This window comes from Lysobacter sp. OAE881 (genome assembly GCF_040546665.1).
GTDB classification, from domain to species: domain Bacteria; phylum Pseudomonadota; class Gammaproteobacteria; order Xanthomonadales; family Xanthomonadaceae; genus Lysobacter_J; species Lysobacter_J soli.
In genome coordinates, this window is sequence record NZ_JBEPOG010000001.1 from 407374 (window position 1) to 427449 (window position 20076).

Annotated in this window: 20 protein-coding genes; 9 read left to right on the plus strand and 11 right to left on the minus strand. The window is 69.2% G+C overall.

Annotation, left to right across the window (positions count from 1 at the left end):
- The 11 genes from hemB to ABIE51_RS01885 all read right to left on the minus strand — a co-directional run bounded on the left by hemB (position 1) and on the right by ABIE51_RS01885 (position 12741).
- The gene (hemB, locus tag ABIE51_RS01835; protein ID WP_192632011.1) at positions 1-993 is read right to left on the minus strand and encodes a porphobilinogen synthase; all 993 of its coding nucleotides are present in this window, start codon (positions 991-993) and stop codon (positions 1-3) included.
- A gap of 64 nt (positions 994-1057) precedes the next feature.
- On the minus strand, positions 1058-2107 hold the full coding sequence (locus ABIE51_RS01840) for a sulfate/molybdate ABC transporter ATP-binding protein (RefSeq protein WP_192632012.1): 1050 nt from the start codon (positions 2105-2107) through the stop codon (positions 1058-1060).
- Positions 2108-2237: 130 nt separating this feature from the next.
- Positions 2238-3095, minus strand: a complete 858-nt coding sequence (cysW, locus tag ABIE51_RS01845; RefSeq protein ID WP_192632013.1) for a sulfate ABC transporter permease subunit CysW — start codon at positions 3093-3095, stop codon at positions 2238-2240.
- Positions 3088-3957 carry a sulfate ABC transporter permease subunit CysT gene (cysT, locus tag ABIE51_RS01850; protein WP_192632014.1) on the minus strand — a complete coding sequence of 290 codons (870 nt, stop codon included), beginning with the start codon at positions 3955-3957 and terminating at the stop codon, positions 3088-3090. The genes cysW and cysT overlap by 8 nt, the downstream gene beginning before the upstream one ends.
- Positions 3958-4178: 221 nt before the next feature.
- Positions 4179-5189 (minus strand): sulfate ABC transporter substrate-binding protein, encoded by a 1011-nt coding sequence (locus ABIE51_RS01855; protein ID WP_192632015.1) that lies wholly within the window; start codon positions 5187-5189, stop codon positions 4179-4181.
- 27 nt (positions 5190-5216) lie between these two features.
- Positions 5217-6677 (minus strand): OprO/OprP family phosphate-selective porin, encoded by a 1461-nt coding sequence (locus tag ABIE51_RS01860; RefSeq protein ID WP_192632016.1) that lies wholly within the window; start codon positions 6675-6677, stop codon positions 5217-5219.
- 364 nt (positions 6678-7041) lie between these two features.
- Entirely contained in the window at positions 7042-8706 is a 1665-nt protein-coding gene (locus tag ABIE51_RS01865; protein WP_192632017.1) for a PA domain-containing protein, read from the minus strand.
- The gene (locus ABIE51_RS01870) at positions 8703-9035 is read right to left on the minus strand and encodes a post-PEP-CTERM-1 domain-containing protein (protein WP_157028945.1); all 333 of its coding nucleotides are present in this window, start codon (positions 9033-9035) and stop codon (positions 8703-8705) included. The genes ABIE51_RS01865 and ABIE51_RS01870 overlap by 4 nt, the downstream gene beginning before the upstream one ends.
- A 370-nt stretch (positions 9036-9405) precedes the next feature.
- Positions 9406-9654 carry a hypothetical protein gene (locus tag ABIE51_RS01875; protein ID WP_115842731.1) on the minus strand — a complete coding sequence of 83 codons (249 nt, stop codon included), beginning with the start codon at positions 9652-9654 and terminating at the stop codon, positions 9406-9408.
- A 613-nt stretch (positions 9655-10267) separates the two neighbouring features.
- Positions 10268-11275 carry a chorismate transformation FkbO/Hyg5 family protein gene (locus ABIE51_RS01880; RefSeq protein ID WP_192632018.1) on the minus strand — a complete coding sequence of 336 codons (1008 nt, stop codon included), beginning with the start codon at positions 11273-11275 and terminating at the stop codon, positions 10268-10270.
- A gap of 14 nt (positions 11276-11289) precedes the next feature.
- Positions 11290-12741 (minus strand): NAD(P)/FAD-dependent oxidoreductase, encoded by a 1452-nt coding sequence (locus tag ABIE51_RS01885; protein WP_192632019.1) that lies wholly within the window; start codon positions 12739-12741, stop codon positions 11290-11292.
- A gap of 158 nt (positions 12742-12899) precedes the next feature.
- Here ABIE51_RS01885 and ABIE51_RS01890 point away from each other — a divergent pair, with 158 nt between their 5' ends.
- The 9 genes from ABIE51_RS01890 to ABIE51_RS01930 all read left to right on the plus strand — a co-directional run bounded on the left by ABIE51_RS01890 (position 12900) and on the right by ABIE51_RS01930 (position 19967).
- Entirely contained in the window at positions 12900-13169 is a 270-nt protein-coding gene (locus ABIE51_RS01890) for a phosphopantetheine-binding protein (RefSeq protein ID WP_115842728.1), read from the plus strand.
- Positions 13170-13192: 23 nt separating this feature from the next.
- The gene (locus tag ABIE51_RS01895) at positions 13193-13894 is read left to right on the plus strand and encodes a COG4648 family protein (protein ID WP_192632020.1); all 702 of its coding nucleotides are present in this window, start codon (positions 13193-13195) and stop codon (positions 13892-13894) included.
- Between the two features lie 41 nt (positions 13895-13935).
- Positions 13936-14253 carry an ApeI family dehydratase gene (locus ABIE51_RS01900; protein WP_192632021.1) on the plus strand — a complete coding sequence of 106 codons (318 nt, stop codon included), beginning with the start codon at positions 13936-13938 and terminating at the stop codon, positions 14251-14253.
- Entirely contained in the window at positions 14250-15248 is a 999-nt protein-coding gene (locus ABIE51_RS01905) for a lysophospholipid acyltransferase family protein (RefSeq protein WP_192632022.1), read from the plus strand. The genes ABIE51_RS01900 and ABIE51_RS01905 overlap by 4 nt, the downstream gene beginning before the upstream one ends.
- A complete protein-coding gene (locus ABIE51_RS01910) occupies positions 15211-15828 on the plus strand; it encodes a LolA-related protein (RefSeq protein WP_354503260.1) in 618 nt (205 codons plus the stop codon). The genes ABIE51_RS01905 and ABIE51_RS01910 overlap by 38 nt, the downstream gene beginning before the upstream one ends.
- Positions 15825-18197, plus strand: coding sequence for an MMPL family transporter (locus ABIE51_RS01915; RefSeq protein WP_354503263.1), 2373 nt, complete (start codon positions 15825-15827; stop codon positions 18195-18197). Before ABIE51_RS01910 ends, ABIE51_RS01915 begins: the two co-directional genes overlap by 4 nt.
- An 8-nt stretch (positions 18198-18205) precedes the next feature.
- On the plus strand, positions 18206-18649 hold the full coding sequence (locus ABIE51_RS01920) for a hotdog family protein (RefSeq protein ID WP_192632567.1): 444 nt from the start codon (positions 18206-18208) through the stop codon (positions 18647-18649).
- The gene (gene fabG, locus ABIE51_RS01925; protein ID WP_192632024.1) at positions 18646-19389 is read left to right on the plus strand and encodes a 3-oxoacyl-ACP reductase FabG; all 744 of its coding nucleotides are present in this window, start codon (positions 18646-18648) and stop codon (positions 19387-19389) included. Before ABIE51_RS01920 ends, fabG begins: the two co-directional genes overlap by 4 nt.
- A gap of 77 nt (positions 19390-19466) precedes the next feature.
- Positions 19467-19967, plus strand: coding sequence for a DUF4156 domain-containing protein (locus tag ABIE51_RS01930; protein ID WP_115842723.1), 501 nt, complete (start codon positions 19467-19469; stop codon positions 19965-19967).
- Positions 19968-20076: the final 109 nt, after the last annotated feature.

Below are 20076 nucleotides of genomic sequence, written 5' to 3' on the forward strand. Positions count from 1 at the left end.
TCAGCCTTCGCGCAGCCAGCGCGCCGCATCGAGCGCGTAGTACGTCAGCACGCCGTCGGCGCCGGCGCGCTTGAACGCGAGCAACGCTTCCATCGCGGTGGCGCGCTCGTCGAGCCAGCCGTTCTGCGCGGCGGCCTTCAGCATCGCGTACTCGCCGCTCACCTGGTACACGTACGTCGGCACGCGGAACTCGTCCTTCACGCGGCGCACGATGTCCAGGTACGGCATGCCCGGCTTCACCATCACCATGTCGGCGCCTTCTTCCAGGTCAAGCGCCACTTCGTGCAGCGCTTCGTCCGAATTGGCCGGGTCCATCTGGTAGGTGTACTTGTTGCCCTTGCCCAGCGCCGCGGCCGAACCCACCGCCGCGCGGAACGGGCCGTAGAAGGCGCTGGCGTACTTCGCGCTGTAGGCGAGGATGCGCGTGTTGACCAGTCCGGCATCTTCGAGCGCGCCGCGGATCGCGGCGATGCGGCCGTCCATCATGTCGCTGGGGGCGACGACGTCGGCGCCGGCCTGCGCGTGCGAGATGGACTGGCGCACCAGCGCCTCCACCGTGACGTCGTTGAGGATGTAGCCGCTCTCGTCGATCAGCCCGTCCTGCCCGTGCGTGGTGTACGGATCGAGCGCGACGTCGGTGATCACGCCCAGTTGCGGGAACCGCTCCTTCAACGCGCGCACCGCGCGCTGCACGATGCCGTCCTCGGACCACGCGATCGCGCCGTCGTGCGTCTTGCGTTCGATGTCCGGCACGCCGAACAGCGTGATCGCCGGAATGCGCAGCTCGCTGCAGGTGTCCGCGACGCGCAGCAGTTCGTCGATCGACAGGCGCTCGACGCCGGGCATCGAGGCGACCGGATCGCGGCCGTCGCGCTCGTGCACGAAGACCGGGTAGATGAGGTCGTTGGTGGTGAGGACCGACTCGCGCATCAGGCGGCGCGAGAACTCATCGCGGCGCATCCGCCGCGGACGTGCATGGGGATAGGTGCTCATGGCGCGACATTGTACGCCGCGGCAGGGCTTGCCTTTCCGCCTGGGACGATGTGTCCGGGGAGCGTCAGCCCGCGCTCGAGTACACCCGATACCGCAAAGGCACCAGCCTGAGCTCGCTGCCCGGTGCGGGCGTGGTGAGGCCCGGCGTCGCGGCGAAATCCAGTTCGACCGGACGCGCCTGGCCTTCGACGTGCAGTTCCAGCGTGATGCGGTCGGCGAGCCGGTGCGCGGCGACCACGCGCGCGGCGATGCCGTCGTCGCCCTCGCCGGGCGCGACATCGTGCGCACGCGCGTACAGCCGCGCCGCGCCTTCGGGCACGCCGTCGGCGCTGAAGGTCCGCGCGTGGCCGGGCAGATGGAAACGGCCGCCGCGCACTTCGCCTTCCAGCACGTTCGCGCGACCGATGAAATCGAACACGTAGGCCGATGCCGGATCGCTGTAGATCTCGTCCGGCGTGCCGACCTGCTCGATGCGGCCTTCGCGCAGCACGACGATGCGATCGGCCAGTTCCAGCGCCTCTTCCTGATCGTGCGTGACGAACAGCGTCGTCTGGCCCGTGCGTTCGTGCAGCTGCCGCAACCAGCGGCGCAGCTCGACGCGCACCTTCGCGTCGAGCGCGCCGAACGGCTCGTCGAGCAGCAGCACCGTCGGATCGATCGCCAGCGCACGTGCGAGCGCGACGCGCTGCTTCTGTCCGCCGGAAAGCTGTTCGGGATAACGATCGCCGAAGCCCGGCAGCTGGATCAGGCCAAGCAGTTCCTCGACGCGGCGCTTGATCGTCGCCTTGTCCGGGCGCCGGCTGCGCGGACGGCTGCGCAGCCCGAAGGCGATGTTCTCGGCCACGGTCATGTGCTTGAACAACGCGTAGTGCTGGAAGACGAAACCCACGTTGCGTTCGCGCAGGCTCAGGCGCGTGGCGTCGTCGCGTCCGAACAGCACCTGGCCGGCATCGGGATGCAGCAGGCCGGCGATCACGCGCAGCAGCGTGGTCTTGCCCGAGCCCGATGGCCCGAGCAGCGCCACCAGTTCGCCCGCTTCGACGTGCAGGTCCACGCCGTCAAGCGCGGCTACGCCGGTGTAGCGCTTGCTGAGCTGGCGCAGGTGCAGGTCCATGCCGCTCCGGGATGGCCGAGGTGCGGGAGTGCCGGCGCCGAGCGTGACAGGTCCGGCCGGCGCGGTCGAATGCGCGGCCGTCACGGGCCGGGCGGACGCCGCGTTCGGCGTGCCGAAGAACTCGGACGGCTCAGTGTCGACGATGGGATTTCGCAAGGGCGTCGCCATGGCGGGACTCCAGCCAGAACTTCAGGATCAGGGTTATCAGGGCGAGGCCGGCCAGTAGCGAGGCGGCCGCGAAGGCGCCGGTGCTGTCGAACTCGTTGTAGAGGATTTCGATGTGCAGCGGCAGCGTGTTGGTGAGCCCGCGGATGTGGCCGGACACCACCGACACCGCGCCGAACTCGCCCATCGCCCGCGCTGAGCACAACAGCACGCCGTACAGCAGGCCCCATTTGATGTTGGGCAGCGTCACGCGACGGAACATCGTCCAGCCGCTGGCGCCGAGCGAACGCGCGGCGAGTTCCTCGTCGGCGCCCTGCTGCTGCATCAGCGGAATCAGTTCGCGCACGACGAACGGGAAGGTGATGAACAACGTCGCCAGCACGATGCCCGGCCGCGCGAAGAGGATCTTGATGTCGTGCTCGCGCAGCAATTCCGCGAACCAGCCGTGCGAGCCGAACAGCAGCACCAGGCACAGGCCGGCGACGACGGGCGAGACGGCGAAGGGAAGGTCGATCAGCGACAGCAGCAGCTGCTTGCCGCGGAACTCGAAGCGCGTCACCGCCCAGGCCATGAACGTGCCGAAGATCGCGTTGACCGGCAGCACGATCGCCACCGTGAACAACGTGAGCTTCAACGCGGATACGGCGTCGGGTTGCGTGAGCGACTCCAGCCAGGTGCCGAATCCCTTCGCGAACGCCGCGCCGAGCACCATCAGCAGCGGCAGTACGACCAGCGACAGCATGACCAGCACCGCGAGCGCGATCAGCGCAACGCGCAGCCACGCCGGTTCCTGCAGGTCGTCGCGGTGACGGACGTCAGACATCGCGCCTGGCTCCCTTGCGCTCGTGCGCGAACAGCAGCGGGATCGCGTTGATCGCCAGCAGGCACACGAAGGAAGCTGCCAGCAGCAACGCGGCGATCGCGACGGCGCCGCCGTAGTCGTATTCCTCCAGGCGGATCGTGATGAGCAGCGGTGCGATCTCGGTCTTGTACGGCAGGTTGCCGGCGATGAAGATCACCGAGCCGTACTCGCCCAGCGCACGCGCGAACGCGAGCGAGAAACCCGTCAGCAGCGCGGGCAACAGTTCCGGCAACACGACGCGGCGCAAGGTGGTCAGGCGCGACGCGCCCAGCGAAGCGGCGGCTTCCTCCTGCTCGCGGCCCAGCGCTTCCAGCACCGGCTGCACCGTGCGCACGGCAAAGGGCAGGCCGATGAAGATCAGTGCGATGGTGATGCCGATGGGCGTGTAAGCGATCTTGATGCCGAGCGGCTCGGTGTAGCGGCCGACCCAGCCATTGGCCGAGTAGATCGCCGTGAGCGCGATGCCGGCGACGGCGGTGGGCAACGCGAACGGCAGGTCGACCAGCGCATCGAGCAGGCGCCGGCCCGGAAAGCGGTAGCGCACGACGACCCACGCGACCAGCGCGCCGGCGACGGAGGCGATCAACGCCGCGACGAACGATGCGGTGAAACTCAGCTTCAGCGACGCCTGCACGCGCGGATCCTGGATCGCGCGCAGCCAGCCTTCAGCGCCCAGTCCCGCCGCGCGGAGCGCGAGCGCCGCGAGCGGCAGCAGCACCACCACGCTCAGCCACGCCAGGCCGAGACCAAGGCTCAGGCCGAAGCCCGGCAGCGGTCGTCGGCCGCGGCGGGTAATCAGGGCGGGAAGGGCGAGGGTGGACATGGTCGTTTAGGAGGTATTGCCTGCTTTGCGGTGCTTTATGCCGTCATTCCCGCGAAGGCGGGATCCATGCGTCCGATGCATCACCACTCCCGAATGACGTGCCAGGTCGGACAGATGGATCCCCGCCTGCGCGGGGATGACGGCGGGAAAGCGCGGATGACGGCGGGAACGCGGGAACGTAAGGCGCGCGGGCGGCCCATGCCGGCCCGCGCGCGTTCGCATCACCGCGGCCGATAGATCTTGTCGAAGAACCCGCCGTCGGCGAAATGCTCCGCCTGCGCCTTCTTCCAGCCGCCGAACGCGCTGTCGATCGTCACCTGCTTCACGTTCGGGAAGCGCGACAGTTCCGCCGCCGGCACCTTGTCGGGCTCGGCCGGGCGATAGCCGTGCTTCGCCGCCAGGCGCTGGCCTTCGGGCGTGTAGAGGTAGCGCAGGTATGCCTCGGCGACCTTGCGCGTGCCATGGCGGTCGACGTTCTTGTCGACCCACGCCACCGGCGGCTCGGCCTTGATGCTCAGGCTCGGCACGACGATCTCGAACTTGTCGCGCGTGTCGGCATCGCCGAGCGTCAGCAGCGCCTCGTTCTCCCACGCGAGCAGCACGTCGCCGATGCCGCGCTCGACGAATGTCGTCGTCGCGCCGCGCGCGCCGGTGTCGAGCACGGGCACGTTCTTGAACAGGCGCGTGAGGTAATCGACGACCTTGTCGCCGTCGCGGTATTCCTGCGACGCCCACGCCCACGCGGCCAGATAGTTCCAGCGCGCACCGCCGGAGGTCTTCGGGTTCGGCGTGATCACGCCGACGCCCGGCTTCACCAGGTCGGCCCAGTCGCGGATCTGCTTGGGATTTCCCTTGCGAACGAGGAACACGATCGTCGAGGTGTACGGCGCGCTGTTGTGCGGCAGGCGCGTCTGCCAGTTCGCCGGCAGCAGCTTGCCGTTGGTGGCGATGGCGTCAATGTCGGCGGCGAGTGCGAGGGTCACCACGTCGGCTTCCAGGCCGTCGATCACCGCGCGCGCCTGCTTGCCGGAGCCGCCATGCGAGGCACGGATGTTGAGCGCCTCGCCGGTCTGCTGCTTCCATTGCGCGGCGAATTTCTGGTTGACCTCGGCGTAGAACTCGCGCGTCGGGTCGTACGACACGTTGAGCAGCTGCACGTCCTTCGCGTGCGCCAGGCCCGTGGCGAGCACCATGGCCAGACCGAGCGCCGCATTGCGGATCAGGGTTTTCATGAGTGGGGTTCCTGAAGGGCGGTAGGGTCAGAACGAGAACTGCGCGCGGGTGAAGAACGCTTTCTCGTCCTCGCGATCGGCGCCAGCGGCGGCACCGCCGTCGAAATCGGTCTGCGTGTAGTTGGCGACGAGCTTGAAGTTGCCGGTGAGATACCAGTTCACGCCCAGCGCCCAGCTCTTCGCGCGCTGTGCCACGGCATTGGGATCGGCGAACACGGGGAAGGCGTCCTCGTCGATCTCCAGCTCACCATACCTCGCCACCAGTTCCCATGCGCCCCAGCCTGCACCGCCGACCGTAAAGGGATGGTTAGGCCGCGCGACGCCGCGATATCCCGCGTCCTCGCCGGTGAGCACGTAGCCGGCGAGCAGCTGCCACGCGGTGTTCTCGATCTTCGCGTTCGCGCCCGTGGTGGGCAGTCGCACTTCCTGTTCGGAACTGATGTATTCGCCGAGCAGGCCGAACGCGTTGCGGTAGTAGTACGCCTGCGGCGACCAGCGCGTCTGTTCGCCGTCGGCGATCACCGCGGTGCGATAGTTGAAGAACTGCACCTGTCCGGGCGTGCGATAGCGCGGCAGGAAATTGTTGCCGGTGCCTTCCTTGTCGCCCTGGCTGCCGGCGATGCCGAAGCCCAGGCCCGACAGCGCGCTGGCATCGTTCTTCCACGGTTCGACGAACACGCGCGCGGCGACTTCGAAATTGTTGTCGGGGTTGGTCGTAGTCGCATCGCGGCCATCGACCGTGCCGTTGTACACGCCCACGACGTAGTTGACGGTGCTCTTCGCGACTTCGCCCTGCAGCTGCACGCCGATGTCGCGGCCGGGCGCGAGTTCGCTCGGGAAACCGAGTTCGATCGCTTCGGTCGCGTTGCTGGCCTGCAGGCGTTCGAGCCCGACGGGTGCCTTTGTCTTGCCGATGCGCAGCGTCGCGGCGGGACTGAAGCGCAGGTCGGCCCATGCATCGAGCAGCGTGACGCTGTCGCCGGCCAGTTCCGGCGTGATGCGGAACGCCAGCAGCGGCCGCCAGCTGCCTTCCAGCGTGAGCTGCGCGCGGCGCCACAGGAAGGTGTCGTTCTGCGGGATGGCGTCGTCGTCGATGTAGAAGCGACCGTCGGCCTGCGCGAGGCCGCGGAACTTGAGTTCGACGTCGCCCGGCGGCGGCGACTTGATCGACAGGCCCTTGTTCGCGCTCAGGCTCACGACCGGCGTGCTCGCTACGCGGGCTTCGGCTTCCTCGGCCTGTAGGTCGAGCTTGCGTTCGATCACGCGCAGGCGCTGGTCGAGATCGGCCAGGCCGTTGGCGTCGACGGTTTCGCCCGCCGCGGGCGCGGTGCCCAGGCGCTGCTCGATCGCCTGCAGGCGGCGCGCGAGTTCCTCGACGGTGAGCGGCGCCTTGGACTGCGCGTGGACGGGCGATGCGAGCAGGGCACACGCCAGCGCGCTGCCGGCAAGCGCGGGGACGGACGATCTTCGCGTTCGATAGCTGGGCATGGCGGGTTTCCGTGAAGGGGAAGGTGGGCCTCCGAAGGTTATCCGGCGACACGGCGCGACTGTCGCCGGCCATCCCGCGCCGCACAAAGGCGGGTGCGTCATGCGGTCATGCCGAAGCGGTATGAGCGGGGAGCAGGCGCTAAAGGCGCGTGAAGCAGGGTGAGGCGGGCCGCTTACGCGTCACTGCCGCGTGGCTCCGCCGGACGCCCGACCAGGGATGGTCGGGCAGGCCGTCCGTAGCCGACAGCGGCTCGCCATGGATGGCCGTGCGTGCGGGTCTGTTGCTTCTACCGACCGGAGGGGCCAATGCAAAAAAACCGGCGCCCGAAGGCGCCGGTTTCGAACCACACAGCGGACGCGACCGTTACGGACGCAGGTTCGTCGCCGTGCACACCAGGATCGCCGCACCCTGCAGCGGATGGATCAGGTGCGCGTTGCGCAGGCGCTGCTGCAGATCGACCATGCACTGCACGTACTTGCCCGGGTTCTTCGCGGACGTCTTGCACAGGTTGTTCCAGGCCTGCACGTTCGCGCCGACGATGAAACCACCCGGCTCGAGGACGTCGACGGTGGTGTTGCACTTGCCGATGCGCGCATCGCCCGTGTTTACCTTCCAGCCCATGTCGCGATACAGCGCCGGCGAGAGGTCGACGTTGTACTGCGCCTGCACCGTCGGCGTGTCGAACGGCTCCATCAGCGCGTTCGGCGACAGCGCGGTGTCGTAGTGCGAGAACGTCGAACCGGCCGCGACGACCGACGGTGCGTACAGCCTCACGCGGCCGGTGTCGTCGGCGCCCTGCAGCAGCACCGGATCGACCTGGAAGGTCACGTTCACCGGCAGGTTCGCCTTGAACGTGTTGCCATCGGCCAGCGTGATGCGGATCGCCGGAATCGTGATGTTCGGATCCGAACCGCCCAGATCCGGCGGCGGGCTGCCCGCGACGTTGTCGGCCACGACCATGCCGATGCCGCCGGCGGCCTGCACGTTCGCGGCCTTCACCACGAAACCGCAGGTGCCGCGATCGACCAGCGCGATCTTTCCGGCCACCGCCGCGGCGTTGGTGAGCGGAGTGCACGCATCGCCCGTGGTCGGGCCCGCGGCGTTGGCTTCATCCACGCCGAGCACGACCTGCCCGGTGAAGTTCGCCGGCGACGCGACCGGGCCGAAGCTCGCCGTGCCGTACAGGTAACGCCCGGCGATGCCCGCCGGCGCCGTCACGGTGAAGTACTGGCGGTTGTCGAGCACCAGCGCCGCTTCGTTCTTCACGCGCTGGCCGGACCACACCAGGCGACCGGAGGTCTTCATCACTTCGGCGCGCTGCGCCGCCGTGCTGGCCGGATCGTTGAAGCCGATGTTCAGCACGTTGTCGTACGCGTTCTGCGTGTATGCATCCGAACGCGGACCGGTGCCGTCGAAATCGCCGAACTGGCCGGTGAACTTGTCCAGGAAACCCTGGAAGCCCAGGCCGTGGCCGATCTCGTGCATCACCACGTTGAGGAAGTTGATCGAGCCGGCGGGCGTCTTGCCGTCCAGGCCGTAGTACCACGTCGTGCCGGCGAGGCAGTCGGGCTTGCCGAGATCGCCATTGAAGCGCGACACGATGTCGGCCGGGTCTTCGGGAATCGGATCCAGGTCGACGCCGGCGAGCGAATCGGCGAGCGCGGAGTGGTACCAGATGCCCGGACGCGGCGCGTTCGGGAAATCGCGATCGATCCAGTTCGCGCCGGCCGAGCCGAGCGTCGCGCCGGTGGCGGTGCAGTTCAGTCGCTGGAACGAGGCGCCGACCTTGATCGGCACGTCGCTCTTGAGCACCGCGCCCCACAGGTCCATCGCGAAGCGGTAGACGATCTGGCGCTGCTGGCCGACGGTCGTGCCAGGATTGAGGCCGACGGGCGTGGCGGCGGTGGGATCGTCCAGTCCGAGGCCGGTGCCGGCGTCGCCGTTGAGCAGCACGAGTTGCGCGGCGGACGCGTTGAAGGCGAATGCGCTGCCGAGGGCGAGCGCGCAGGCGAGAAGGTGCTTTCTCATTTCAGCAGCTCCTCGTTGTGGGCTTCGGTCGACTCGGACGGATCGGTGTGTTCGACGACGAGCTGGCCGGATGCATCGCGATGCGCGACGACGGAACTCATCATCGATTCGGGCACCTTCACCGACACGCCGCCGTGGGCGGACTTGCGCGCGGTGGCGCGCGCGGCGGCGGCATCGCGCGGAGCGGCGAACGTCTTCGCCATCGCCGGAGCGACCTTCGCCTGCTGGCCTTGCGTGAGCGCCTGGTCGAGCTGCGCGCTTTCGCCGGCGGTGAGCGGACGCAGACGCCCGGTTTCCGCGTCGATGCCGACCTTCACGCCGGCGACCATTACATGTTGCGTGGACTGGGATTCAGCGGCCTGGACACTGAAGCACAGTCCAAGCGCTACACCTGACAACCAAAGCGCGGATCCGATCCTTTTCATGGGTCACGTCCCGATCTGAAGGTGATATGCCCCCGGTCGATTCCGCCCTCGCGATGGCCATCGCGAAGAATCGACAGTGGGGATTGGGTGTGGGCTTCCCCCTTCAGCCCAGGCCGACTATGCGCCTGCTTCCACGCACGCGACAAGCTTGCGCCGCAACATCGCGCGGCCTACGTATTCAGCGGGAAAATGCGGCCATGCATGCGTGCGCGTACGGATCGCGCATGTGAAGAAGATCGTCACGCGCGCATCGTTGCGACGCGCGCGCACGGCTTCAGATGATGCCGCCGCCGATGCCCAGGCGGACGATGCCGACGACGATCACGATGCCGTTGAGCACCAGTCCCGTCTTCGCGCGACCGCGATTGCCCGGACTGGTGAAGGCGATGCCGATGGCGGCGATGATCGCGCCCACCGCGGCGAACGGGATGAGCAGCCAGTTGCCCCATCCCAGCAGTGGAATCAGCGCGATGACCATCCAGACCATGGCGACGATGCCCCAGAGCAGGCTGATCAGACCCATTGCGACTCCTTCGGTTGACGGCGCGCATCTGGCGCGAGCGAGGTGGAGCTTAGGGTGTGCGGCGGCCCGGGAACAGCGTCATCCGACGAAGCGGCTCTTTTCGCTCGTGAAATGCCGGGCGCGTGGAGCGGAAGCCTGCTTGAGCCCCTCTCCCGGCGGGAGAGGGGTTGGGGTGAGGGGCAACGGAGCGGGAGCGGTGACCGATCGTTGCGTTACAGCGCTGCGCTGTTGCTTCGATCCCGCGCAACGCAGGTTTCGAAAATCAAATGGATTCCAGCTTTCGCTGGAGTGACGGCTTTCAGCCCCTCTCCCTGCGGGAGAGGGGTTGGGGTGAGGGGCAACGGAGCGGATGCGATGACCGACGGTTGCGTTACAGCGCTGCGCAGTTGCTTCGAACCAGCGCGAACGCAGGCTTCGAAAATCAAAATGGATTCCAGCGTTCGCTGGAATGACGATGAGGTGGTTCGCCATGGTGGGAGTGCCCGAACGTTACGGGCCTGGATCCCGGCCTTCGCCGGGATGACGGCTTCGGCGAAGCTGTCACGAATCACGAATCACGAATCACGAACTACGAACTACGAACTACGAACTACAAATCACAACCGCGATTCGACTACCCATGCACCCCATCGATCTCCACACGCAACTCGCGACGGCACACCGCCGCGTGCAGTACCACGCGCGGCACCTCCGGCGGCAGGCGCGTTTCGAGCGCGCGCGCCACCACGTCGAGTTCGTCGCGATCGCGCACGTACACCTTCAACGGTGAGTGCGCGCCGAAGCGTGTCGGCAGCGACGGCCACTGCGCGCGCGCGGCGGCGATGAGGCTGTCGAAATTCGCGAGCGTTTCGTCCAGCTGCGTCGCGACCGAATCGGCGTGTTGCGATTCGTGGCCGACGATGGCCGCCGTGCCCGACAGCATCAGCGGCATCGCGCTGCCGGCTGGCGGCAGCATCGCGCGCGCGAAGCTCGGCGGCTGCGGGCCGTACTGGCGCGGGTAGCGATAGGCGCTGATCTGGCGCGGATTCTCCAGCGGCGTGCCCGGCACGCGCGAGGCGAGCCAGTACACCTGCAAGCGGCGCGGTGCGCCATCAGGATTCACCTGGCCGATCGCGGTGGCTGCCGGCAGCGTGTTCGGATCGACTTCGCCGAGCCCGCGCGCGCGGCCGACGCAGAACTGCCGGTAGCGCTCCATGTCGCCTTCGCCGACGGTGATGCCGTCCAGGTAATTCCACACGCGCAGCAGGTGTGGCGTGCCGCGCTGCTGCACGAATTCCATCAGGCGGCGGTACAGGCGATCGGCCGTGGCCTCGATGTCGCTGATGCGGCCGGTCGGATCCGCCTCGCCTTCGTCCAGTTCGATCGCGCCGAACAGCAGCGCGCCATCGTCGGCCCAGGCCACGTCGCCATCGCGCCCGCACTGCACGGCGCCGCCGGCGCGCCAGACTTCCAGCGGCGCATCGCCGTGCGGTTCCAGCGCCACGCGCAGGTAACGCGGGTCGTCAACGTGCGGCGCGTTCGCACCGAAGGCGATGACGGCGAGCACGTCCGGCTGCGTGAGCACGGACTCCGGCGTGTCGTGCACGTATTCCACCGACCATCGCGGCTCGTGGAAAGGCATCGGATGCACCGCGCTCACTGCGCGCGCTCCGGACCTGGCTGCAGCGTGTCGGCCGCGCCCTGCAGGCCGACGTCGACGCCGACCTGCCGACGCCGCTTCAGCCAGCCGCGCAGCGCGAGCGGGGCCATGCGGATCGCCGTCACGTTGTAGATGAAACGGAACAGGCGCAGGCGCTTGAGCACTTCCGGGTTGTCGAACACGTCGCCGGCGAGCATCGAGATCACCGCCTGCTCCACCTGCCACACGTTGCGCGGATGGTTGAACAGGTGGCGCATCACCGGCGTGGTGAAGCGGTAGATGAACCACTGGAAATGCTTCAGGCCGCGCTTGAGGCGCGTGTCCATCTCGCGTTGCAGCGCGGCTTCGCGCGACGGGTCGCGCAGCGTGCCGTCGACGACCTGCGCGGCCTGCTCGGCGCTGTTCATGCCCAGGTAGACGCCCGAGGAGAACACCGGATCGACGAACGCGTACGCGTCGCCGACCATCACCCAGCCCGGCCCGTGCATGCGCTCGCAGGTGTAGGAGTAGTTGCCGGTGACGTGGACCGGCGCGACGCGCTGCGCATTGGCCATGCGCTTTTTCACTTGCGGCTCGGACTCCAGCGTTTTCATCAGGAACGCTTCGTTTTCGCCGCGGCGCTGCTTGAGGTATTCGGGAAAACACACCGCGCCCACGCTCATCACGCCATTGCGCAGCGGGATCAGCCACATCCAGCCGTGCGCGAACCGCTGCACGGTGATGTTGCCGGCGTCCTCGCCGGCGCGGCGTTCGACGCCCGTGAAATGGCTGAAGATCGCCGCCGACTGGTGCAGCGGGTTCTTCTTCTTCAGCTTGAGCTGGTTGCCGAACACCGTGTCGCGACCGCTCGCGTCGACGATGTAGCGCGCCTGCACCGTAAACGCATTGCCCTGCGCGTCGCGCGCGTGGGCGACCGACGGCCGGCCGTCGCTGCCGAACTCCACGCGTTCGACCTTGTGGCGTTCGCGCGCGTCCACGCCGTTCGCCTGCGCGTTGCGGAACAGCAGCTGGTCGAACTCCTCGCGCTTGACCTGGTAGGCGTAGCCGAAGGCGGGATTGAGCGCGCGCTCGAAGCGGAAGGTGTTGTACTGGTCGGCGCCTTCGTTGTCCGGCGCCATCGGCGTGCCGTCGTCGTTGACGATCGGGAACTCCGCGCCTGGCTTGAAGGTGCCGATGGCCTTTACCTGGTCCAGGACGCCGAGGCGTTCGAGGATCGGCAGGTTCATCGGCAGCAGCGATTCGCCGATGTGGAAGCGCGGGTGCGCGTCCTTTTCCAGCAGCAGGACCTTCCAGCCCTTGCGGGCCAGCATCGTGGCGGCGGTGGTGCCGGCGGGGCCGCCGCCGATCACCAGCACGTCGGGCTGGAGGACTGCAGGGTGGTCAGCAAGCGTGTTCAGCTCGGCCGGCGAGGCGCTCGCCCGGCCGGATTCGGCGACGGTGTCGGTCATGCGCCCATCATAAGGGAAGGCCCGCGTGCGCCCGGTGCGCGAGGCGGCGTTCCGGGGCCGGCGCCGCCCGACCGCCCCGGCGCCGGGCCGACGGTTGCACCGGGCGCGCCGATGCCGGATCGTGGCGTCCCTCGATACGCCTTGTGCTGGAAATCCCGATGTCTGAACAAAGTCCCGTCGAACGCGAACTGGCGGAGCTGCTGGTCGAAAGCCTGAACCTCGAGGACGTCGCCCCGGGCGACATCGACCCGGAAAGCCCGCTGTTCGGCGAAGGCCTGGGGCTGGATTCGATCGACGCGCTGGAACTGGCGCTGGCGATTTCCGGCAAGTACGGCTTCCAGCTGCGTTCTGACAGCGACGAGAACCGCCGCATCTTCGCCTCGCTGCGCGCGCTCGCCGCGCACATCGAACAGCGCCGCGCGGCGTGAGCGCCGCCTGGGCGCGCACGGGCATGGCAACGGCCGTCGTTCGCGCGATTCCCGCCATCGCACTGGCCGTCGCCTACCCGCTGCTGGCGCACTGGGCCACGCACGACGGCGGCGGCGTGCCGGCGGCGATCGCGATGGCCGACCTGGTCGCGCTGTGCCTCATCGCGCCGCTGATGCAGGGGCAGGGCTGGGCGTGGGGCGTGCTGGCCGTGTCCGGCGCCGCGCTGGCCTGGCTGGCGCAGACCCCGTACGCGCAGATGCTGCTGCTGGCGCCGCCGATGCTGTTCGTCGGCTTCGTCGCGTGGATGTTCTGGCGCAGCCTGCGGCCGCCACGCGAGCCGCTGATCACCCGCATCGTGGCCGCGATGGAAGGCTGCGAGCCGGCCACGCTGCCGGCGCCGCTGTACCGCTATTCGCGAAACCTGACCGCCGCCTGGGCCTACGTGATGGCCGCGCTGGCGGTCGCCAACGGCGTGCTGGCGCTGATTGCCGTGCCCGACGGCGTGCTGGCGCGGCTGGGCGTCGCCGCGCCGGTGACGATCGGGCAGGAGGCGTGGTCGCTGTTCGCCAATTTGCTCAATTACGGCATCGTCGGCGGCTTCTTCGTGGGCGAATACATGCTGCGGCGCTGGCTGTTCCCGCACCGCCCGTACCGGCATTTCTTCGATTTCCTGCGGCAGATGGCGGCGCTGGGCCCGCGGTTCTGGCGCGGCCTGTTCGACTAGCCCGGTATCCTGAGCGCACCTTCGCGCAGCCGCCGCCACGCATGGACTTCACGATCCGCACCGACCATCCGAGCCTGCCCGGGCACTTCCCCGGCCGGCCGCTGGTGCCCGGCGTGGTCGTGCTGGAGCGCGTGGTGGAGGCGATCGAGGCCGCGCACGGGCCGCTGCCCGCGTTGCGCCTGCCGCAGGTGAAGTTCCTGCAGCCGCTGCTCCCCGGCGAACGCGCGTGCATCGAGCTGGCGCGGATTGAACTGGACGGCGCAGCGCCGCGCTGGCGCTTCCGCGTGCTGCGCGAGGCGACGCTGATCGCCAGCGGCGAGATTCACAGCGGCGCGAACCACGCGCAGGCCACGCCATGAACGCGCACTGGAAGCAGCGCCCCGAAGGCGGCGGCTATGTCGCGCTGTGGATCATCCGCAGCATCGCGCGTTACGGCGGGCGCGCCGTGGGTCGCGCGTGCCTGTATCCGATCACGCTGTACTTCCTGATCGTGCGCGGCCCGGAGCGTCGCGCCTCGCGTGCGTACCTGTCGCGCGTGCTCGATCGCTCGCCCAGGCCGTGGGACGTCGCGCGCCATATCCACACGTTCGCCGCGACCATCCTCGACCGCGTTTTCCTGCTCAGCGGTCAGCTGTCGCGGTTCGACATCGCCACCGTCGGGCTGCCCGCGCTGGCCGCGCGCGTGGATCGCGGCGAAGGCGTGCTGATCTTCGGCTCGCACCACGGCAGTTTCGACGCGCTGCGCGTGCTGTCGCTCACGCGTCCGGCGCTGCGCGTGCGCATCGTGCTCGACATCGCGCACAACCAGGCGATCACGCGTTTGCTCGACGCCCTCAATCCGCAGCTCGCGCGCGACGTCATCGACGCGGGGCAGGACGGCGTGTCGATCGTGCTCGCGATCCAGGAAGCGCTCGCGCGCGGTGAGCTGGTCGCGCTGCTGGTCGATCGCGCCGAGGCCGGCGATGCCGCCGTGCGCGTGCCGTTCCTCGGGCGCGATGCGGCATTGCCCTCTGGCCCGTGGTCGCTCGCGGCGACGCTGAAGGTGCCGGTGATGCTGGCCTTCGGCCTGTATCGCGGCGGCAACCGTTACGAGCTGGTGTTCGAGGAATTCAGCGACGGCCTGGACATCCCGCGTCGCCAGCGCAGCGAACGCATCGCCGCGCTGGTTCGCGACTATTCCGCGCGGCTGCAGCACCACGTGCGCCGCGCCCCCTACAACTGGTTCAACTTCTACGATTTCTGGCAGGGCGACGATGCAGCGGACGACACCTCTCTCACGCACCTGGGCGAGGCGACTGGCGCCGGCGCTGATGCTGATGCTCGCCAGCACGGCGACCTTCGCCGCGCCGGCTGAGTCGTCGGTCGAGGCGGACTGGATCCTCGCGAAGATCGCGCGGCCCGCGCCGGCGCGAACGCCCTTCGTCGAAGTGCGCGGCTCGAAGCTGCTCAAGGCGCCGCTACGTCTCACCGGCGAATACCGTCGCCCCGACGCGGACACGCTCGTGCGCGAAGTGCGTTCGCCCTACGCCGAGACCACGACGCTGCGCGCCGGTGAAGCCACGATCGAGCGCGTCGGCCAGTCGCCGCGCAGATTCTCGCTGTCGCGCGTGCCCGAACTCGCCGGCCTGCAGAACAGCTTCGGCGCGCTGCTGGGCGGCGATCACGCCGCCATCGAGGCCCACTATCGCCTGCAGGCCGACGGCACGCGCCAGCGCTGGACGCTGACGATGACGCCGAAGGACGCGGCGCTCGCGTCGAAAGTACAGGCCGTCGTGCTGAACGGTCGCGGCTCGGAGCTGCGCTGCATCCAGACACGCGCGGCCGGCAACGGCGACACGCAGCGCACGCTGCTCGCCGGTGCTGCACAGGAGGCCGCGAAGGCCACCGATGCCGCGGCGCTGGTCGCGCTGTGCGAAGGCGCGCCCGCGCGATGAGCCACGACGCGGCGGGCGAACGCCCGATGAGCGCCACGCGGCGGCTCGCGCTCGCGCTGCTGTGGCTGGCGCTGCTCGCGTTGCTGGCGCTGTTCGTCGCGCCGCGCCTGCAGCTCAGCGGCGACCTGCGCAAGTTCATGCCGGCGCCGCAGACGCCGGCGCAGAAGCTGCTGATCGACGAACTCGGCGAAGGCCCGGGCTCGCGGCTGCTGCTGCTTTCGTTGTGGGGCGAAGCGCCGGAGACGCTCGCGACGCAGTCGCAGGCACTGCGCGAGCGGCTGCTCGCCGCCCGCGTCGGCGTGGACGTGCCGTTCAAGCTCGTCGCCAACGGTGCCGACCTGGGCCTGGACGCGATTCCGCCGCGCCTGCGCCCGTATCGCTATCTGCTGTCGCCGACGCTCGACACGCAGCGTTTCGATGCCGACTTCCTGCGCCGCGAACTCGACGCACGCGTGCAGGACCTGGGCTCGCCGGCCGCGGCGATGATCGAACCTCTGTTGCCGTCCGACCCGACGCTGGAAACGCTCAAGCTCGCGCAGGCCTGGCAGCCGGCGAACGCGCCGCAGCGCCTGCATGGCGTGTGGTTCGATCGCGCCGGTCGCGAAGCGCTGCTCGCGATCGAAACGCACGCGGCAGGTTTCGATCCCGAAGGCCAGCAGGCCGCTGTCGATGCGATCCACGCCGCGTTCGATGCCGTCAGCGCGAACACGAAGACGAAGCTCACGCTGACCGGCCCGGGTGCGTTCTCGGTCGAGATCGGCGGCCGCACGGCGCGCGAAGCGGGCCTGATCGGCACCATCGATTCGCTCGTGTTCGTGCTGCTGCTGTGGGTCGCCTACCGCAGCTGGAAGGCGCCGCTGCTCGGCGGCCTGCCGCTGGCGAGCGCGGGCCTCGCCGGCCTTGGCGCGGTGGCGCTCGCGTTCGACGGCGTGCATGGCATCACGGTCGCGTTCGGCTTCACGCTGATCGGCGTGGTGCAGGACTATCCGATCCATCTTTTCAGCCACCAGCGTGCCGGCGTGTCGCCGTGGGCGAGTGCGCGCGCGCTGTGGCCGACGCTGGGCACGGGCGTCGCCTCGACGTGCATCGCGTACGCGACGTTCCTTGTCTCGGGCGTCGATGGCCTGCAACAGCTCGCGGTGTTCACCGTCGTCGGTCTCGCTACCGCGGCGCTGGCGACGCGCTTCCTGCTGCCGGCGCTGATCGATCCCTCGCCGCGCGATGCCGCCGATTCGCGCTGGCTGGCGCGGTGCTGGAACGCGCTGGCGCGCTGGCCGCGCATGAACGCGACGGCTGCATGCATCGTCGCCGCCATCGCCGCCGCCGTCGTCGCCTTCGCGCCCGGCACGTTCTGGCAGAACGACCTTGCGCGCCTGACGCCCGTGCCGCCGGCAGCGCTCGCGCAGGATGCACGGCTGCGTGGCGAACTGGGCGCGCCCGACGTGCGCTACGTGATCGCGCTGGAAGCGCGCGATGCCGAGCATGCGTTGCAGTCTTCCGAACGCATGATCGCCGCACTGGAAGGCCTGCGCGCGCAGGGCGTCGTCGGCGGTTTCGACCTCGCCGCGCGCTATCTGCCGAGCGCGGCGACGCAGCGCGCGCGCCAGTCGAAGCTGCCGGGCGACGACGAACTTCGCGCGGCATTGCGCGATGCGATGAGCGGCGGCGCGTTCAACGACGACGCCTTCGACGACTTCGTGCGCGATGTCGCCGTGGCGCGCGAAGCGAGCCCGCTGACGACGGCCGACCTCGCCGGAACGCCGCTCGCCGCCAGCACCGAAGGCCTGCTGCTGCAGCGCGAAGGCCACGCGACCGCCCTCGTCGCGCTGTCGAACCTGCGCGATCCCGCCGCGGTGGCGCGCGTCGCGCAGGCGCACGGCGCACAGCTGCTCGACCTGAAGCAGGCGTCTGAGTCGCTGGTCGCGCAGTACCGCGAACGCGTGCTGTGGGCGCTCGCGCTCGCCGCCGTGCTGCTCGCCGCGGCGGTGTGGTTCGCGCTGCGCTCGCCGCGCCGCGTGCTGCGGGTGCTCGCGCCGATGGCGCTGACGACGCTGCTGATCCTCGCGGTGCTGCGTGGTTTCGGCGTCGAACTGAACCTGTTCCACCTGGTGTCGCTGATCCTCGCCGCGGGGCTCGGACTCGATTACGCACTGTTCTTCGACCACGCCGGCGACGATCGCGCCGAACAGCTGCGGACGTTGCATGCGGTGATCGTGTGCAGCCTCACGACGCTGCTGGTGTTCGCGCTGCTGGCGACGTCGAGCATTCCGGTGCTGCGCGCGATTGGCGGTACGGTCGCGCTCGGCGTCGCGTTCAACTTCGTGCTGGCGCTGCTGATCGTGCGCGAGCCGGTGAAGGAGATCGCATGAGCGTCGGCATGATCGCGCGCGACGAGATCCTCACGCTCGTGCCGCACGGCGGCGCGATGTGCCTGTGGGACGAAGTCGTCGAGTTCGACGCGCAGTCGATCCGCCTGCGCGCGTTCAACCATCGCGATGCCGCGCATCCGCTGCGTCATCGCGACCGGCTCCACGCCGTACACCTGGGCGAATACGGCGCGCAGGCGATGGCCGTCCACGGCGGGTTGCTGGCGCGCGCGGCAGGCGAGGGTGTCAGGCCCGGCATGCTGGTCGCGCTGCGCGATGTCACGCTGCATGTCGCGCGCATCGACGACCTGCCCGGCGCGCTGGACGTGCACGCGCAATGCCTGATGGCCGACGCGTCCGGCAGCCAGTACCGTTTCGTCATCACGCACGACGGCGCGACGCTCGCGAGCGGGCGCGCCGCCGTCCTGCATTCGCTTCCGGGAGACGCCGCATGAGCGCACGCAAGCACACCGGTCCGCGTCGCGCCCTCGTCACCGGCGGCAGCGGCGACATCGGCGGCGCGATCTGCCAACGCCTGGCGGCCGACGGCTGCGAAGTGATCGTGCACGCCAACCGCAATGTCGAGCGCGCGCAGGCCGTAGTCGACGCGATCCGGGCGGCTGGCGGATCGGCGCAGGCGGTCGCGTTCGACGTGGCCGACGCCGAGGCCACGCAGGCGGCGATCGCGACCTTGCTCGAAGCCGGCCCGATCCAGGTCGTCGTCAACAACGCCGGCGTGCACGACGACGGCCCGATGGCGGGCATGAGCGAGGCGAAGTGGAAGCGCGTCATCGACGTTTCCCTTCACGGTTTCTTCCACGTCACGCAGCCGCTGCTGCTGCCGATGGCGCGGACGCGCTGGGGCCGCGTGGTCAGCGTGTCGTCGGTGGCGGCGGTGCTGGGCAATCGTGGGCAGGCGAACTACGCCGCGGCCAAGGCGGCGCTGCACGGCGCGACCAAGTCGCTCGCGCGCGAGATGGGCAGCCGCGGCATCACCTGCAACGTGGTGGCGCCGGGCGTGGTCGAAGGCCGCATGGCCGACGCCGCGTTCCCAGCCGAGGCCATCAAGCAGCTGGTCCCCGCTGGCCGGGCCGGTCGGCCCGACGAGGTCGCGGCGCTGATCGGATTCCTGTGCTCGGACGCCGCCGGCTACATCAACGGGCAGGTCATCGGCGTCGACGGCGGGATGACCTGAACGGACGGCGACTTTGTTCGCTTCGGCGCGACCGCCACTGTCGTAGGATCGCCGCAACCCAACACGGAGGCGCCGCCATGCGCCGCATCGCCACGACGCTCGCAGCACTCGCACTGGCCGCGCTGGCCGGTTGTTCGTCCACCTCGCAACTGGTGACCGGCACGCCGCGCACACCTATCGATCCGGCGCAGGTCCGCGTCTACTACACGCCGCCGCCGGGCGGATTCGAGGAAATCGCCCGCCTGGAGACGGCCAGCGGCAGCTTCACCTACGGCGAGCAGAACAAGCTGAACGACGTGATCGCCAAGCTGCGCACCGAGGCCGCGAAACTCGGCGCCAATGGCGTGCTGTTCATGGGCACGCAGGACACCGGCGGCGGCAGCAGCGTCGGCCTCGGCGTGGGCGGCGGCAGCTCCAGCGGCTACCACGGCGGCAGTTTCAGCGGCGGCGGCATCGGCGTGAACATCTCGCCGACGAAGAAATTCGCGCAGGCCGTGGCGATCTACGTCGCCAATCCGCCGCCGGCAACCGCCCCGCAGACGCCTGCCACGGTGCCGCCGGCGCAGCCGGTGAAGTGATCTATTGGTGTCATCCCCGCGAAGGCGGGGATCCATCCGTCCGAGCCAACACGTCGTCCGCAGATTGACGCGCCGGATCGATGGATTCCCGCCTTCGCGGGAATGACGG

Excerpts from the sequence above, each read along its gene's own strand:
- hemB (WP_192632011.1), bottom strand. The coding sequence starts at position 993 with ATGAGCACCTATCCCCATGCACGTCCGCGGCGGATGCGCCGCGATGAG.
- ABIE51_RS01840 (WP_192632012.1), bottom strand. The coding sequence starts at position 2,107 with ATGGACCTGCACCTGCGCCAGCTCAGCAAGCGCTACACCGGCGTAGCC.
- cysW (WP_192632013.1), bottom strand. The coding sequence starts at position 3,095 with ATGTCTGACGTCCGTCACCGCGACGACCTGCAGGAACCGGCGTGGCTG.
- cysT (WP_192632014.1), bottom strand. The coding sequence starts at position 3,957 with ATGTCCACCCTCGCCCTTCCCGCCCTGATTACCCGCCGCGGCCGACGA.
- ABIE51_RS01855 (WP_192632015.1), bottom strand. The coding sequence starts at position 5,189 with ATGAAAACCCTGATCCGCAATGCGGCGCTCGGTCTGGCCATGGTGCTC.
- ABIE51_RS01860 (WP_192632016.1), bottom strand. The coding sequence starts at position 6,677 with ATGCCCAGCTATCGAACGCGAAGATCGTCCGTCCCCGCGCTTGCCGGC.
- ABIE51_RS01865 (WP_192632017.1), bottom strand. The coding sequence starts at position 8,706 with ATGAGAAAGCACCTTCTCGCCTGCGCGCTCGCCCTCGGCAGCGCATTC.
- ABIE51_RS01870 (WP_157028945.1), bottom strand. The coding sequence starts at position 9,035 with ATGGTCGCCGGCGTGAAGGTCGGCATCGACGCGGAAACCGGGCGTCTG.
- ABIE51_RS01875 (WP_115842731.1), bottom strand. The coding sequence starts at position 9,654 with ATGGGTCTGATCAGCCTGCTCTGGGGCATCGTCGCCATGGTCTGGATG.
- ABIE51_RS01880 (WP_192632018.1), bottom strand. The coding sequence starts at position 11,275 with ATGCCTTTCCACGAGCCGCGATGGTCGGTGGAATACGTGCACGACACG.
- ABIE51_RS01885 (WP_192632019.1), bottom strand. The coding sequence starts at position 12,741 with ATGACCGACACCGTCGCCGAATCCGGCCGGGCGAGCGCCTCGCCGGCC.
- ABIE51_RS01890 (WP_115842728.1), top strand. The coding sequence starts at position 12,900 with ATGTCTGAACAAAGTCCCGTCGAACGCGAACTGGCGGAGCTGCTGGTC.
- ABIE51_RS01895 (WP_192632020.1), top strand. The coding sequence starts at position 13,193 with ATGGCAACGGCCGTCGTTCGCGCGATTCCCGCCATCGCACTGGCCGTC.
- ABIE51_RS01900 (WP_192632021.1), top strand. The coding sequence starts at position 13,936 with ATGGACTTCACGATCCGCACCGACCATCCGAGCCTGCCCGGGCACTTC.
- ABIE51_RS01905 (WP_192632022.1), top strand. The coding sequence starts at position 14,250 with ATGAACGCGCACTGGAAGCAGCGCCCCGAAGGCGGCGGCTATGTCGCG.
- ABIE51_RS01910 (WP_354503260.1), top strand. The coding sequence starts at position 15,211 with ATGCTCGCCAGCACGGCGACCTTCGCCGCGCCGGCTGAGTCGTCGGTC.
- ABIE51_RS01915 (WP_354503263.1), top strand. The coding sequence starts at position 15,825 with ATGAGCCACGACGCGGCGGGCGAACGCCCGATGAGCGCCACGCGGCGG.
- ABIE51_RS01920 (WP_192632567.1), top strand. The coding sequence starts at position 18,206 with ATGATCGCGCGCGACGAGATCCTCACGCTCGTGCCGCACGGCGGCGCG.
- fabG (WP_192632024.1), top strand. The coding sequence starts at position 18,646 with ATGAGCGCACGCAAGCACACCGGTCCGCGTCGCGCCCTCGTCACCGGC.
- ABIE51_RS01930 (WP_115842723.1), top strand. The coding sequence starts at position 19,467 with ATGCGCCGCATCGCCACGACGCTCGCAGCACTCGCACTGGCCGCGCTG.